At 69.6% G+C, this 13,690-nt stretch carries 15 protein-coding genes; 13 read left to right on the top strand and 2 right to left on the bottom strand.

The features are described 5' to 3' along the window. From VEC04_RS05185 to VEC04_RS05135, 11 genes are all read left to right on the top strand, one after another. Nucleotides 1–1,540, top strand: a 1,540-nt coding sequence (locus tag VEC04_RS05185; protein WP_324774528.1) for a M3 family oligoendopeptidase, incomplete at its 5' end; no start/stop codon positions are given. A 36-nt stretch (nucleotides 1,541–1,576) separates the two neighbouring features. Continuing rightward, entirely contained in the window at nucleotides 1,577–2,911 is a 1,335-nt protein-coding gene (locus tag VEC04_RS05180; protein ID WP_324774526.1) for a serine hydrolase, read from the top strand. Between the two features lie 88 nt (nucleotides 2,912–2,999). Further along, the gene (locus VEC04_RS05175) at nucleotides 3,000–3,257 is read left to right on the top strand and encodes an aa3-type cytochrome c oxidase subunit IV (RefSeq protein WP_324774524.1); all 258 of its coding nucleotides are present in this window, start codon (nucleotides 3,000–3,002) and stop codon (nucleotides 3,255–3,257) included. 232 nt (nucleotides 3,258–3,489) lie between these two features. Further along, nucleotides 3,490–4,623, top strand: coding sequence for a Re/Si-specific NAD(P)(+) transhydrogenase subunit alpha (locus VEC04_RS05170; RefSeq protein ID WP_324774522.1), 1,134 nt, complete (start codon nucleotides 3,490–3,492; stop codon nucleotides 4,621–4,623). Continuing rightward, nucleotides 4,620–5,177, top strand: a complete 558-nt coding sequence (locus VEC04_RS05165) for an endonuclease domain-containing protein (protein ID WP_324774520.1) — start codon at nucleotides 4,620–4,622, stop codon at nucleotides 5,175–5,177. The genes VEC04_RS05170 and VEC04_RS05165 overlap by 4 nt, the downstream gene beginning before the upstream one ends. Beyond that, nucleotides 5,178–5,510, top strand: a complete 333-nt coding sequence (locus VEC04_RS05160) for an NAD(P) transhydrogenase subunit alpha (RefSeq protein ID WP_324774518.1) — start codon at nucleotides 5,178–5,180, stop codon at nucleotides 5,508–5,510. It abuts the gene before it with no gap. Next, nucleotides 5,507–5,797 carry a hypothetical protein gene (locus VEC04_RS05155; RefSeq protein ID WP_324774516.1) on the top strand — a complete coding sequence of 97 codons (291 nt, stop codon included), beginning with the start codon at nucleotides 5,507–5,509 and terminating at the stop codon, nucleotides 5,795–5,797. The genes VEC04_RS05160 and VEC04_RS05155 overlap by 4 nt, the downstream gene beginning before the upstream one ends. A 26-nt stretch (nucleotides 5,798–5,823) precedes the next feature. After that, nucleotides 5,824–7,254, top strand: coding sequence for an NAD(P)(+) transhydrogenase (Re/Si-specific) subunit beta (locus tag VEC04_RS05150; protein WP_324774514.1), 1,431 nt, complete (start codon nucleotides 5,824–5,826; stop codon nucleotides 7,252–7,254). 4 nt (nucleotides 7,255–7,258) lie between these two features. Then, on the top strand, nucleotides 7,259–8,146 hold the full coding sequence (locus VEC04_RS05145; protein ID WP_324774512.1) for an alpha/beta hydrolase: 888 nt from the start codon (nucleotides 7,259–7,261) through the stop codon (nucleotides 8,144–8,146). Continuing rightward, nucleotides 8,143–8,667 carry a hypothetical protein gene (locus VEC04_RS05140; RefSeq protein ID WP_324774510.1) on the top strand — a complete coding sequence of 175 codons (525 nt, stop codon included), beginning with the start codon at nucleotides 8,143–8,145 and terminating at the stop codon, nucleotides 8,665–8,667. The genes VEC04_RS05145 and VEC04_RS05140 overlap by 4 nt, the downstream gene beginning before the upstream one ends. Before the next feature lie 4 nt (nucleotides 8,668–8,671). Continuing rightward, nucleotides 8,672–9,091: a DUF1801 domain-containing protein gene (locus VEC04_RS05135; protein ID WP_324774508.1), complete on the top strand. Its 420-nt coding sequence runs from the start codon at nucleotides 8,672–8,674 to the stop codon at nucleotides 9,089–9,091. A gap of 168 nt (nucleotides 9,092–9,259) precedes the next feature. Here the strand turns inward: VEC04_RS05135 and VEC04_RS05130 are convergent, their stop codons facing one another. Together VEC04_RS05130 and VEC04_RS05125 are read right to left on the bottom strand one after the other, a co-directional pair. Beyond that, nucleotides 9,260–10,741 carry a sulfotransferase gene (locus tag VEC04_RS05130; protein ID WP_324774506.1) on the bottom strand — a complete coding sequence of 494 codons (1,482 nt, stop codon included), beginning with the start codon at nucleotides 10,739–10,741 and terminating at the stop codon, nucleotides 9,260–9,262. Between the two features lie 141 nt (nucleotides 10,742–10,882). Then, the gene (locus VEC04_RS05125; RefSeq protein WP_324774504.1) at nucleotides 10,883–11,113 is read right to left on the bottom strand and encodes a hypothetical protein; all 231 of its coding nucleotides are present in this window, start codon (nucleotides 11,111–11,113) and stop codon (nucleotides 10,883–10,885) included. Between the two features lie 87 nt (nucleotides 11,114–11,200). Between VEC04_RS05125 and VEC04_RS05120 the strand changes: the two genes are divergently transcribed. Both VEC04_RS05120 and VEC04_RS05115 read left to right on the top strand, forming a co-directional pair. After that, nucleotides 11,201–12,190 carry a WYL domain-containing protein gene (locus tag VEC04_RS05120; RefSeq protein ID WP_324774502.1) on the top strand — a complete coding sequence of 330 codons (990 nt, stop codon included), beginning with the start codon at nucleotides 11,201–11,203 and terminating at the stop codon, nucleotides 12,188–12,190. Nucleotides 12,191–12,364: 174 nt separating this feature from the next. Continuing rightward, nucleotides 12,365–13,681 (top strand): hypothetical protein, encoded by a 1,317-nt coding sequence (locus tag VEC04_RS05115; protein ID WP_324774501.1) that lies wholly within the window; start codon nucleotides 12,365–12,367, stop codon nucleotides 13,679–13,681. Nucleotides 13,682–13,690: the final 9 nt, after the last annotated feature.

Raw genomic sequence — 13,690 nt, 5'->3', positions numbered from 1 at the left:
CCTCGCCGCCTCGACGGACCGCAACGACGCCGGAGCGCAGGGTTTCGAGGCCACGGTGCGCGAGAAGATCACCGCCATCGCCACGCCTGCGGTCTGGGTCACGCTGGAGATCAACCAGCTGGAGGAGGCGGAGATCGACGCCGCCCTGGCCATGTGGCCGGGGGCCGCGCGCTGGCGGCCGTGGCTGCGGCGGGTGCGGGCGATGAAGCCGCACGAGCTGTCGCACGAACTGGAGACGTTTCTTGCCGAGCGCGGGCCGATCAGCGCCCAGTGGCCGCGGCTGTTCGACGAGACGCTGGCGGCGATGCGAGTCAAGGCCGGCAAGGATGAGCTGACGCTGGCGGAGGCGCTGAACCGGCTGTCGGATCCAAAGGCGGCGCGGCGCAAGGCCGCGGCCGAGGGGCTGAACGAGGCGCTGGGCGCACGGGTTCAGACCATGGCGCTGGTGCTCAACACCGTCGCGGCCGACAAGGCGCTGGAGGACAAGTGGCGCGGCTTCAAACGGCCCGCCGACAGCCGGCACCTGGCCAACGAGGTGGACGGCGACGCGGTCGACGCCATGGCCGAGGCGGTGGCGGCGGCCTATCCGCGCCTGTCGCACCGCTATTACGCGCTCAAGGCCCGGGCGATGGGCAAGACGACGCTTGACCAGTGGGACCGCAACGCGCCGATCGAGACCAGCGCCCCGCGCGGCTATGACTGGGCGCAGGGCCGGGAGCTGGTGCTGGAGAGCTTCTCGGACCTCGGCGGCGAGTTCGCCGACCGGGCGCGGGGCTTTTTCGAGCGGCCGTGGATCGACGGCCGGGCGCGGCCGGGCAAGCAGTCGGGCGCCTATGCCCACCCGGTGACCTCGGACCGGCACCCCTATGTGTTCCTGAACTGGATGGGCGAGCGGCGCGACGTGCTGACGCTGGCGCACGAGCTGGGCCACGGCGTGCACCAGACGCTGGCGGCGGGGCAGGGGAGCCTGCTGGCCGACACGCCGCTGACGCTGGCCGAGACCGCCTCGATCTTCGCCGAGGGACTGACCTTCGACCGGCTGCTGAAGACGGCGCCGAAGGCCGAGCAGCGTGGGCTGCTGGCTGGGCGGATCGAGGACGGGCTGAACACCGTCATCCGCCAGATCGCCTTCCACCGCTTCGAGACCCGGTTCCACGACGAGCGGGCGGCGGGGGAGCTGCCGGTCGAACGTATCGCCGGGATCTGGCTGGAGGAGATGGGCGGCTCGCTAGGCCCGGCGGTGACGCTGAACCCCGGCTACGAGCACTGGTGGAGCTATGTCAGTCACTTCGTCCACTCGCCCTTCTACGTCTACGCCTACGCCTTCGGCGATCTGCTGGTGGCGGCGCTGATGGAGACGCGGGCGAAGGATCCGGCGGGGTTCACGCCGCTGTACCGCGAGCTGCTCGCGGGCGGCGGGTCGAAGGGCTATGTCGAGGCGCTGGCGCCGTTCGGGCTGAATCCCCGCGACCCCGCCTTCTGGACCATCGGCACGAAGCGGCTGGAAGGGCTGATCGACCAGTTCGAGGCGCTGGTCTGAGTTGACGGAGCGGTGAGGGCGGGCGAGCGTCCGGTGATGCGCACCCTGATCCTCGCCGCCGCCGTCGCTCTCGCTAGTCCCGCCTTCGCCCAGACGCCGCCCGCGGAGCCGACGTCGGCCACTCGCGCCATGGCGGCGGGCTACAAGGCGCTGATGGTGTGCGGGGCGCTGAAGAACGCCGAGGCGGCGGGCGGCTCGCGCACGGTCGAGAGCGTCGAGGCCAATGAGCTGGTCGGCGTTTACCCCGAGATCGACGCGCTGGTGCGGGAGATGCCGGTGGAGGTCTTGCCGGCGCGGGTGGCCGTAGCGTGGGACGAGACCATGCCCCCGCGCTCCGCGGTCTGGCGGCGGGGGCGCGGCTGCACCATCATGCCGGTGGGCTGGCGCGGCGAGCAGATAGCTCTCCTGCCGTCGGCGTCGCGCCCTAACGATCCCATGCCGACGGGCCGGTCAGCCGATCCGGCGGCGCTGGAGGCCGTACTGACCCGCGCTCTGGACGACGGCTATGGCGAGGGCGCCAACACCACGGCGGTGGTGATCCTGCAGGACGGCAAATTGGTGGGCGAAGTCTACGCGCCGGGGTTCGGCGTCGACACGCCGCAGCGCACCTGGTCGGTGGCCAAGAGCCTGGCCGGGACGGTGATCGGCGCCGCCGTCCATCGCGGCGAGGTTGATGTGAACGCCCCGGCCGCCATCGCCGACTGGAGCCGCCCGGGCGACCCGCGCGCGGCCATCACGCTGGACCAGCTGATGCGGATGGCCTCGGGCCTGACCAGCGACACGGCGGGCAACCGCACCGACGCCCTGTATTTCGGCGGGGTCGGGGTGGACGAGCAGGCCACGACCTGGCCGCTGATCGCGCCGCCGGGGATGCGCTACCGCTACGCCAACAACGACACTCTTCTGGCGGTGCTCAGCATCGCCGAGACCTTCGACGAGCATCCGCCCGCCGAGCTGTTCGAGACGCTGGGTATGCACGACACCGTCGCCGAGACGGACTGGCGCGGGAACTATGTGCTGTCCAGCCAGGTGTGGTCGACCGCCCGTGACCTGGCGCGGTTCGGCCAGCTGTATGTCGACGACGGGGTGGTGGACGGCGAGCGCATCCTGCCGGCGGGCTGGCGCGACTATGTCTCGCGGCCGTCAGGACCGCAGCCGCGGGGCGAGCAGGGCTATGGCGCGACCTTCTGGCTGTTCGACAAGTCGGAGGGCATTCCCACCGACGCCATTTCGGCCAACGGCAACCGCGGTCAGTATGTCGTCATCGTGCCGAGCCGGAACATCGTCATCGTGCGGCGCGGCGAGGATCCGGCCGGGGGGCGCTTCGACCACATCGCCTTCACCCGCGACGTGCTGGCGGCGCTGGACTGACCGACGCGAATTGTCGCCGCCGGCTTGAGCGCGCGGCGCGCACCGTTATAAGAGCGCCCAACGCCTTTCCAGATTCCCGGACCCGATCATGGCCGACCCGCACCACGCCCCCGACTCCCTTGGGCACGACGACTATGTTCGCGGCTCACAGGAGATCAGCGAGCAGGCGGCGACGTTCAGCTTGTTCATGGCCCTGGCGAAGTGGGGCTCGCTGCTGACCGCGGTGTCGGTCCTGTTCCTGGTGATGTGGTTCCAGCCGGGCGGCAGCTTCATCGCCGGCGCGATCGCGGCCTTCGTGCTGCTGGTCGTCGGCATCTTCGCCCTGCGCTCCAAGAAGAAGCACTGACAACCCTCCGCTCATCCCGGCGAAAGCGGGGACCCAGCGCCCTGGGTGATCGGGGCGGACAAGGCTTGCCAGATAATCAGTCCTGAGCCAGCTGCGACGCTGGACAGGACCGGGTCCCGGCTTTCGCCGGGATGAGCGGGAGGATGTTGAACCCCCCGCGCCCTCATCCTTTTGACGGGCCCTCTCCGATAAGCCTAACCTTCCCGCGTCGAGAGAAGACGGAGGGATTCGCTTGGCTGTCGCCATCGCCGTGACCCGCGAACGCCGTGACGGCGAGACGCGCTGCGCCGTCACTCCGGAAACGGTGAAGAAGCTGCTCGCGCTCGGCGCCACGGTGACGGTCGAGGCCGGGACCGGCGCGGGCTCGTCGATCCCCGATGCGGACTATGCGGCGGCCGGAGCGGCGGTGAAGCCGGACATCAAGACCGTGCTGGCCGGGGCCGACGTGCTGCTGAAGGTGCGCGGACCGACGGCGCAGGAGACCAGCGCGCTCAAGCCGGGGGCGGTGGTCGTCGCCCTGCTGGACGCGTATCGCGACAAGGAGACGGTGACGGCCCTGTCCGGCGCCGGCGTCACGGCCTTCGCCATGGAATTCGTGCCGCGGATAACCCGGGCGCAGGTGATGGACGCCCTGTCGTCGCAGGCCAACCTGGCGGGATATCGCGCCGTGATCGAGGCCGCGTACGCCTTCGGCAAGGGCTTCCCGATGATGATGACGGCGGCGGGCACGGTCGCCCCCGCCAAGGTCTTCGTCATGGGCGCGGGCGTGGCCGGGCTGCAGGCCATCGCTACGGCGCGGCGGCTGGGGGCGGTGGTCACCGCCACCGATGTGCGGCCGGCGTCCAAGGAGCAGGTCGAGAGCCTCGGGGCAAAATTCGTCGCCGTCGAGGACGAGGAGTTCAAGGCGGCCGAAACCGCCGCCGGCTACGCCAAGCCGATGTCGGCGGAATACCAGGCCAAGCAGGCCGAGCTGACGGCCTCGCACATCGTCAAGCAGGACATCGTCATCACGACCGCCCTGATTCCCGGCCGCCCGGCGCCGCGACTGGTCACGGCGGCGCACGTCGCCTCGATGAAGCCCGGCAGCGTGCTGATCGACCTGGCCATCGACAACGGCGGCAACGTCGAGGGGGCGAAGGCCGGCGAGGTGGTGACCACGGCCAACGGCGCGCAGATCGTCGGCTGGACGAACATGGCGGGCCGGATCGCGGCGGACGCCTCGGCGCTGTACGCGCGCAACCTGAGCGCCTTCGTCGGCCTGCTGATCAAGGACGGGGCGCTGGCCGTCGATCTCGACGACGAGATCCTCAAGGCGGCGGCGGTGACCCACGGCGGGGCCGTGGTGCACGAGGGGGTGAGGGGATGAGTGATGCATTGACTCCCTTCCCCCTCGATGGGGGAAGGGTTGGGGTTGGGGGTGCGCGCGCTGACGCCGCCCGGAGTGGCGCGGAAGGCGTTGTCGACGACGCCTCATACGCCAAGCGCCCGCACAATCGTGTCACCACCCCCACCCAACCCTCCCCCATCGAGGGGGAGGGCTTTTCGCGTTTCGCCCGTGACGGTCGCACGGCCGGCCGCGCCGTTCGGCGAGCTCGAGGGCTCCGGAGAGAGCCAACGCATACCGAGGGAGTGCTGTGGGAACAACTTCGTCGCTTGCCGGTCCGGTTCCGTCGACAGGCCGCCATGGGCTCCATCATCCCAGACTTTGTCTGCCACCCGGCCGCCTTGGTGGTCGAAGTCGACGGAGGCGTACACTCCCTCGCCGATGTGGCGGTTCGCGACATGAAGCGGGACGCGTGGTTCGAAAGCCAAGGCTATGCGGTTCTCCGCTTCGCGGTGCGTCAGGTGGAGGATGATATCGATGCGGTCATGTCCACTATCCGGAACGCGGCCTCGAACCGCCTGAAGAGGGTGATCTGAATGGAACACGTAGACCCCACCATCTTCCGCCTCGCCATCTTCGTGCTGGCGATCTTCGTCGGCTATTACGTCGTGTGGAGCGTCACGCCGGCGCTGCATACGCCGCTGATGGCCGTGACCAACGCCATTTCGTCGGTGATCGTGGTCGGCGGGCTGATCGCGGCGGCGGCCAGCGGCGACGACGGCTGGATCGCCAAGGGGGCGGGCGTCGCGGCGGTGACCCTCGCCAGCGTCAACATCTTCGGCGGCTTCATGGTCACCCGGCGCATGCTGGCCATGTACCGCAAGAAGGAACGGCCCGCGGCGCCGGCCAGGCCCGCCGAGGCCGGATGACCCTGGATGTCCAGCAACTCGCGGTCGGCGCGTCCTGGGTCGCCACGGCGATCGGCGGGGGCCTATGGCTGTGGAGCTGGCTCGGCGAGAAGCACGCCATCCGCAAGCTTCGCTTCCTCGATTGCGGCGTGGTGCTGCTGTTCGCGTCGATCCTGCTGCGCATCGTGGCGCAGGAGAAGCAGATGAGCATCTGGGACTGGGCCGTGGTCTTCATCGGCCCGCTGTTCATCGCCGCCGCCCTGTGGCGGCTGGCGCGGACGGCGTCTTGCCCGCCACCCGGGAAATGAGCGCGACGATGAGGGGGAACTGACGCATGAACGCATCGATCGCGGCCTTGGCCTATCTGGTTTCGGGTGTCCTGTTCATCCTCAGCCTGCGCGGGCTGTCGAGCCCGGAGACAAGCCGGCGGGGCAATACGCTGGGCATGGTCGGCATGGCGCTGGCCGTGGCGGTGACGCTGGCCACCCTGTGGTCGAGCGGCGTGCTGGACCCGCTGACGCTGGCGCTGATCGCCGGCGGGGTGGTGATCGGAGGCGGAGCGGGCGCGCTGATCGCGGCGCGGGTGCAGATGACGCAGATGCCCCAGCTGGTCGCCGCCTTCCATTCGCTGGTCGGCATGGCGGCGTGTCTGGTGGCGGTGGGCGCCGTCTATGCCCCGGACAGCTTCGGCATCGCCACCGTGGCCAGTTCGGGCGCCGTCGGGATCAAGACCCTGTCGATCATCGAGCTGAGCCTCGGCGTTGCCATCGGGGCGGTGACCTTCACCGGCTCGGTGATCGCCTTCGCCAAGCTGAACGGCAACATGAGCGGGGCTCCGATCATCCTGCCCATGCGCCACCTGATCAACATCGCGCTCGCCCTCGGACTGGTGCTGCTGATCGGGGTGATGATCGGCTCGGGCGGGACCGCCGTCTGGGCGTTCTGGGGCGTGTTCCTGATCGCCCTGATCCTGGGCGCGACCCTGATCATTCCCATCGGTGGGGCCGACATGCCGGTCGTGGTGTCGATGCTGAACAGCTACTCGGGCTGGGCCGCGGCGGCGCTGGGCTTCACGCTGGAGAACATCGCCCTGATCATCACCGGGGCGCTGGTCGGCAGCTCGGGCGCGATCCTGAGCTACATCATGTGCAAGGGCATGAACCGCAGCTTCATCTCCGTCATCCTCGGCGGCTTCGGCGGCGGGGACGCGGCGGCCGGAGCGGGCGGCGCGGTCGAGACCCGGCCCGTCAAGCAAGGCTCCGCGGAAGACGCCGCCTTCATCATGAAGAACGCCTCGAAGGTCATCATCGTGCCCGGCTACGGGATGGCGGTGGCCCAGGCCCAGCACGCGCTGCGCGAGATGGCCGATACGCTGAAGGAGGAGGGGGTCGAGGTGAAATACGCCATCCACCCCGTGGCCGGCCGCATGCCGGGCCACATGAACGTGCTGCTGGCGGAGGCCAATGTCCCGTACGACGAGGTGTTCGAGCTGGAGGACATCAACAGCGAGTTCTCGAGCTGCGACGTGGCCTTCGTCATCGGCGCCAACGACGTCACCAACCCCGCCGCCAAGACCGATCCGCAGAGCCCGATCTACGGCATGCCGGTGCTGGATGTGGAGAAGGCGGGCACCGTGCTGTTCATCAAGCGCGGTATGGGCAGCGGCTATGCGGGCGTGGAGAACGAGCTGTTCTTCCGCGACAACACCATGATGCTGTTCGCCGACGCCAAGAAGATGGTCGAGGGGATCGTGAAGGCGCTGTGAGGTGATGACCGGGATTCGCTGGCGCAGGGTTCTCCTGCTGGCGCTCGCCGGCGTAGCCGTGGTCTATCTGATCGTGATCGGCGCGATGTTCCTCCTGCAACGAGACCTGCTCTACTATCCCGTCGCGGCTGGGGCTTCGCCCGACCCGGCTGGTCCTTCGATACAGGTTGTCCAGATCGACACCGAGGACGGCGAGCGTCTGGTCGGCTGGTGGCTGCCGGCTGAGGGCGACAATCCGACCATCCTGTTCTTCAACGGCAACGCCGCCGGGCTCGCTGTGCAGGAGGGGCGGTGGCGGCGCATTGCCGACAAGGGCGTCGGTTTTCTCGCCATCGGCTATCGCGGCTACGACGGCTCGACCGGCCGACCGACCGAGGCCGGGCTGCACAAGGACGCCGCGGCGGCCTACAAGTGGCTGACCGGACGGGTCGAACCGTCCCGCATCGTCATCCACGGTTTCTCCTTGGGAAGCGGCGTGGCGGTCCGGCTGGCGAGCGAGCAGCCGGCGCGGGCGGTGATTCTCGAAGCCCCCTATACCTCGACGGTGGACGTGGCGGCCCAAGCCTATCCATGGGCGCCGGTCGGCCTGCTGATGATGGACCAGTACCGTTCGCGCGACATCATCGACCGGATCAATGCCCCGGTTCTGGTGATCCACGGCGACGCCGACGAGGTGGTCCCCTTCGAGCAGGGGTGGGCGCTGTATCGAATGGCGAACGCCCCCAAGGCCTTCGTACGCATGGTCGGCTCGAACCACAGCACGCTCGTGCGCGACGGGGCCTACGACCACATCTGGCGTTTCCTGAGCCTGCCGCCGGGACCGCCCAGCGCGGCCGAAGGCCATCAGGCCCGATCGGCGACCGTCGCGGATGGACTGGCGCCTTCCCGATGACCGATTCCGCCGCCCTCGGCTTCCTGAAGCCGGAGAAATACGCCGCGGTGGAGCGGGAGCGGCGCTGGCTGTGCGCGGGATTGCCGGACCTGCCGGTGGTGCGGGCCGAGGCGATCGAGGACCTGTATGTGGACGGCTCACAGCTGCGGTTGCGGCGGGCCACGCCGGTCAGGGGCGGGGAGCCGATCCTGCGGCTATCGAAGAAGGCCGATCTGGCGCCGGACCGGCGGCTGATCACCACCCTGTATCTGAGCCCGGCCGAATACGCGCTGTTCGAGGGCCTGCCCGGGCGGCCGATGCGGAAGACGCGGCACTACTACGCCGCGGGGGAGGCCACCCTGTCGGTGGACCGGTTCGAGGGGCCGCTGGCCGGGCTGTTTCTGGCCGAGGCGGAGTTCGCCGACGACGCGGCCATGGCGGCCTTTCCGCACCCGGCCTTCGCCGTGCGTGAGGTCACCGATGATCCGCGCTATACCGGCGGCGAACTGATCAGGGCGGGAATCCCTGACGGGGAGGGGTGAGGGCATGGCGCGCGAGCAGAAGACCCGACCGACGCCGACAACCGCGGCCGAGTTCATCGCCACCGTCGAGGATCCGAAGCGCCGCGCCGACGCGGAGGCCGCCTGCGCCCTGCTGGCAGAGGCGACCGGGGAGCCGCCGGTGATGTGGGGACCTTCGATCGTCGGCTTCGGGGCGTACCACTACCGCTACGCCAGCGGGCACGAGGGCGATGCGCCGCTGGTCGGCTTCTCGCCGCGCAAGGCCAATCTGGTCTTCTACCTTTACTGCGACGAAGGCCGGGAAGACCTGCTGGCCCGGCTGGGCAAGCACAAGTCGGGCAAGGGCTGCGTCTACGTCAACAGGCTGTCGGACGTTGACCCCGCGGTGCTGAAGGAGATGGCGGTCGTCACCGCCGAGCAGATGCGGGCGCGGTATCCCGGCTAGATCTCACCGCTATCGTCATCCTCCGGCGAGCACAGCGCCGAAGGCGACCTGTTCAGGCAGGCTGTGTTGAACGGGCGCTCCCGGCAGGTTCGCGCTGGCGCGCGCTGCTGGGTCCGCCGGTCGCGGCGCTGAAGCGCCTTGCCGGAGGATGACGACAGCGGAAACGGGTCAGCTCTTGCCGTAGGCGTCGAAGAATGGCTGCAGCTGCGTCCCGTAGCGCTTCCACGCCTCCTTGGACGAGGCGTACATCGGCTTGCGGACCTGGGCGAAGCTGGCGGTGGTCACGGCGCGTTCGGTCTTGTGGAAGTCGCGGACGCCGTCTTCCCACTCCAGCCCGACGTGCTCGATGATGCGCCGCATCCACGTCTCGGGATCATCCACCAGCGCCTCGTAGGGCACGGTCAGCAGGCTGTCGCCCAGCACCGCCGACCAGTGGGCGTGCAGCCGATCCTCGCCCTTGAAATAGGCGGCGATGTCGGTGAGCGACCGCGTCCAGTCGACCCCCTTGGCGAACCGGGTGCGGTAGCAGGACCACGCGATGCCGGCCGGGTCGCGGCGCAGCCAGATCAGCTTCGCCTTCGGCAGAATCTGATGGATCAGACCGAGGTAGCGGGTCTGGTTCAGGGTCTTGTCGACGACCCGGCCGGTCTTGCCGAACCGCTCGTCGACGAGATGCAGATAGGCCTTGGCGATGCGGTTGGGCAGGGCGGACGCGTCGGGCCGATCGAACGAGGCGCGGACCTCGTCCGGCGTATAGCCCTTGATGGCCATCGAGGCGGGACGGAACAGGTTGGCCTCGGCCCCGTCCACGACCTGCGAGTGGCTGACCAGGATCTGTTCGACCAGGGTGGTGCCGGAACGCGGCAGGCCGAGCACGAAGATGGGCCGATCGCTGTCGACGGTGCTCTTCGGCAGGCTGTCCATGAAGGCGCGGTCCCAGCCCCTGACCACGGCGTCGACGAAGGCGTCGGCGTTGGCGGCGTTGAAGGTGCTGTCGATCTTCTGCAGCTTCGCGGCCTCGTCGAAGCAGGCGAAGACGCGGTCGGTCTGGCCGACGTCATCCAGCGCCTTGCCCAGGGCATAGAGCATGACGATGCGGCTCTGGCGCGTGGCTTCCGCTGTGCCGATGCGCTCCAGCATCGCCTCCATCTGCGGAATGTCGGGATCGTCGGCGGTGAATTTCTTGATGTCGGCCAGCACGTGCCAGGCGTTCTCGGCGCCCAGCCGCACGCTGGGCAGGGCGATGATCCGGCGCAGGTTGGCGATGGCCGCCTCGTGGTCGCCCAGCTGGACCTGGCAGGTGGCGAGGAAGTGAAGGGCGGCCGGATCGTTGGGCCGCTCGCGGGCGAGGGCGGCGCCTTCGCGCAGGGCGTCCTCCGTGCGGCCGCTCTGGATCAGCAACTGGGCGTACGCCAGCCGCGCCTCGGCCGTCCGCGTCGCCGCCACATGCTTGCGCGCCGCCGCCAGCGCCAGGGTGATCTCGCCGATGGTGGCGGCGAGCCGCGAAACGGAGGCCCAGCGCGCGCCCAGCGGCGGATCGGCCTGCACCGCCTTGGCGAGCAGATAAGCGGCGTCATCGCGCTCGCGGGCCTGGAACGCGGCCAGCGCGCCGTTGACCAGCTGCGCCCCATCCACCGTCTGCGTCGTCATGCTCTTGCCGTCCTCCCGAGACAGGAGGAGGGCTAGCGGTCCGGGGCGCAGGCCGCAACCCCGATGCGGCCCCTCGCGACCAGCGTTCGCACGCGGGGTCACCAGCCGCCGACGATGATCCAGAAGGTCAGAGCGCCATTCTCAGGCGGCGATGCGGAAATCTTCGGCGGGATCGAAGGCCGGGCGGGCCTCGTCCCACAGGGCGTCCTCGTCCCCGTAGCGGGCCGACAGGCGGGCGTCGATGACGTCGATGACCTGTTCCTCCAGGCGGTCCCAGATCACGGCCAGATCACTGCAGCCGTCAGCCTCGCAAGGCACGATCAGATAGCGGGAGGCGGCGACGGAAGCGGTGGGGGCGAAACGGCGGGCCATGGATGAGCTCCTGAAGCGGTGTGTCGGTCGATGGTTGGACTATGCGACAGCGTTGCGTCAAAATCGGACGTATGCTTCAGTGACGGCATGAGACACGACAAGGCGGCCATGGTCCTCGACCTCGCCCGGCGCATGGCGGCCAGCGCCGAGGGGCTGACGCTGGGCGAGATCGAGCGCGAGCTCGAGGTCGGCCGGCGCACCGCCGAGCGGCTGCGCGATGCGGTGATCATGCTGTTCCCGCAGGCGGAGGAGGTGTCGGACCCACCGAACAAGCGCTGGCGCATCCGGGGCGGCCTGTCGGCCTTCGAACAGGCCCCCACCACTACGGAGCTGATCGAACTGGCCAAGGCGGCGCAGGCGCTGCGGGCCAGCGGCGAACGGGGGCGGGCCGCGGCTCTGGAGGGCCTCGAGCGCAAGCTGAAGTCGGCCATGCGCTCGACGACGCTGAACCGGCTGGCGCCGGATCTGGAGGCGCTGGTGAGGGCCGAGACGATCGCCGTCCAGGCGGGGCCGCGGCCCTCGGCCGACGAGGCGGTGCTGGCGGAGATCCGGCAGGCGGTGCTGGCGGGCCGGCCGCTGGGCTTCATCTACAGCCGGCCGGGGGCCGAGGCGCGCAGGCGCAGCGTCGCACCGTGCGGGGTGATGTTCGGCCGTGCCAACTATCTGGTCGCCGCCGATCGCGAGAGCGGCCGCATCCAGACCTTCCGGCTCGACCGGATGAGCGCCGTGCGAGCGGAGGACGGCGTCGCCTCGCCGCCGGCGGATTTCGACCTGCAGGCCTTCGCCAGCCAGTCATTCGGCATTTATCAGGACGAGATCGAGGACGTGGTGCTGAGGGTCACGCCCGACGGCGCCGACGAAGCGCGGGCGTGGCGCTGGCACCCGACCCAGAGCGTCGAGGACCAGGCCGACGGCGGCGTGGAGGTCCGCTTCCGCGCCTCGGGCATGCGCGAACTGGCCTGGCACCTGTTCACCTGGGGCGAGCAGGTCCGCATCGTCGCGCCCGAGCGGCTGAAGACGATCATGGCCGCAGAACTGGCGGCGGCCGCCCGGGCCCTCGAACGGACCCAAGCCTGACCAAAGCTTAAGCTGACCCGGATCGGCCTGTCGCGGTATGGCGCAGCCGAACAGGGGGCTCGCATGCTCAAGATCCGACTGGCCGCGCTGCCGGCCCTGATATTCGCTCTCGCCGCGTGCGCTTCCGGTGCGACCGAGCCTCCTCCGCCGGTCCATGCCGATTCCAGGCCAGCGGTGACTGTCACGCGCGACGGAGACAGCTGGATCGCCGACTACACCCTCGACCGCGACGCAGTTGTCTGGGCCTTCTTCCGCTCGTCGCTGATCAACGGCTCGCGGCGGCCGTGGCGGCTGGAGCAATGGCGGGTGCTCACGCCGGGGGTGGTGCTTGAGCGGGTCGGCGCCCGTGACATCCTGCGCGCCGCCGACGGCGGTCCCGTACCGCGTAAGGTCCGTATCGCCTTCACGCCGAAGTCAGAGAATCTCGAAGCCGATTACAGCGCACTGGTGTTCACCGATGGATCTGTGGCCCTGCCCAGCGCCCAGTTCGACGTATTTCCCCTGGCTTCGACCGCGGCTGTTCTCGATGTGCCGGATGACCTCAACGGCTATCCCCTCGAGACCGGGCCAGCGATGGTGACTTGGCGGGACCGTAGCGGTCCCATCCTGTTCCGCGGCCGGCGGGTGACCGAGGCGACCGAGGCGCAGGCGAACACCTACATCCTGTTCGGACAGGCCGACCTGGTCGAGGGCGCGCGCCTGACGACCGTGGCCGATCCGCAGTTGCCGGCCTGGATCGGTGACGCCATCGAAGACTTCGCTCCGCGTGTCGCGGACTACTATGCGCGTCGCCTCGGCCCGGGACAGAGCGACCATCCGACCATCATGATGAGCTGGGCCGGCCCGACGCCCGGCCGGACCTCAATGGGCGGCAGCGTCATGCCGGGTCTGATTGTGATGGCGTTCGACGGAGAGGGCGTCACCCGGCCGTCCGATGGGGTGCTGGGCATGGCGCGCTGGTTCATCGGCCACGAGAGCGCCCATTTCTGGCTGGGACAGACCGTCCGCTACGAGTTCGCGCGCGACGCCTGGATCACGGAGGGCGGCGCCGACCTGATGGCCGTCCGGGCGCTGAAGGCGATCGATCCCGGGTGGGACGATCGCACCGAACTGCAGAAGGAGGTCGACGATTGCGTGCGGCTGGCCGATGAGCCAGTCGAGGCGGCGGGCACGCGTGGTGAACACCGGGCCTACTACGCCTGCGGCGCCGTCTTCGCCCTGGCCGCCGAGGCGGTCCAGAAGCGCGCGACAGGCGGGGACTGGTTTGACTTCCTGCAGCCGTTGATCGAGGCCAACCGCGCCGACGGCGTGCTCACCCGCGACGAATGGCTGTCCGCCCTCGACAGGACCTCGGGCGACCCCGCCCTGCGCCGTGACATCGAAACCCTGCTGGACGAGGGCTCGGACGATGCGGCCGGACTCATCGCCGCCGTACTGGACCGGTCCGGCGTCGCTCACCGAAGGGACGGTGCGCGCCTCGTCCTTGGCTGAGCCGGGCGT

It is taken from the genome of Brevundimonas sp. (genome assembly GCF_035626535.1).
Taxonomy (GTDB): Bacteria; Pseudomonadota; Alphaproteobacteria; order Caulobacterales; family Caulobacteraceae; genus Brevundimonas.
The sequence above is the reverse complement of the archived record's forward strand: the minus strand, read 5'-3'. Positions and strand labels throughout refer to the sequence as shown.

What these genes read in the sequence shown, in the direction of transcription:
- VEC04_RS05180 (WP_324774526.1), top strand. Translation starts at nt 1,577, where the DNA reads ATGCGCACCCTGATCCTCGCCGCCGCCGTCGCTCTCGCTAGTCCCGCC.
- VEC04_RS05175 (WP_324774524.1), top strand. Translation starts at nt 3,000, where the DNA reads ATGGCCGACCCGCACCACGCCCCCGACTCCCTTGGGCACGACGACTAT.
- VEC04_RS05165 (WP_324774520.1), top strand. Translation starts at nt 4,620, where the DNA reads ATGAGTGATGCATTGACTCCCTTCCCCCTCGATGGGGGAAGGGTTGGG.
- VEC04_RS05160 (WP_324774518.1), top strand. Translation starts at nt 5,178, where the DNA reads ATGGAACACGTAGACCCCACCATCTTCCGCCTCGCCATCTTCGTGCTG.
- VEC04_RS05155 (WP_324774516.1), top strand. Translation starts at nt 5,507, where the DNA reads ATGACCCTGGATGTCCAGCAACTCGCGGTCGGCGCGTCCTGGGTCGCC.
- VEC04_RS05150 (WP_324774514.1), top strand. Translation starts at nt 5,824, where the DNA reads ATGAACGCATCGATCGCGGCCTTGGCCTATCTGGTTTCGGGTGTCCTG.
- VEC04_RS05145 (WP_324774512.1), top strand. Translation starts at nt 7,259, where the DNA reads ATGACCGGGATTCGCTGGCGCAGGGTTCTCCTGCTGGCGCTCGCCGGC.
- VEC04_RS05140 (WP_324774510.1), top strand. Translation starts at nt 8,143, where the DNA reads ATGACCGATTCCGCCGCCCTCGGCTTCCTGAAGCCGGAGAAATACGCC.
- VEC04_RS05135 (WP_324774508.1), top strand. Translation starts at nt 8,672, where the DNA reads ATGGCGCGCGAGCAGAAGACCCGACCGACGCCGACAACCGCGGCCGAG.
- VEC04_RS05130 (WP_324774506.1), bottom strand. Translation starts at nt 10,741, where the DNA reads ATGACGACGCAGACGGTGGATGGGGCGCAGCTGGTCAACGGCGCGCTG.
- VEC04_RS05125 (WP_324774504.1), bottom strand. Translation starts at nt 11,113, where the DNA reads ATGGCCCGCCGTTTCGCCCCCACCGCTTCCGTCGCCGCCTCCCGCTAT.
- VEC04_RS05120 (WP_324774502.1), top strand. Translation starts at nt 11,201, where the DNA reads ATGAGACACGACAAGGCGGCCATGGTCCTCGACCTCGCCCGGCGCATG.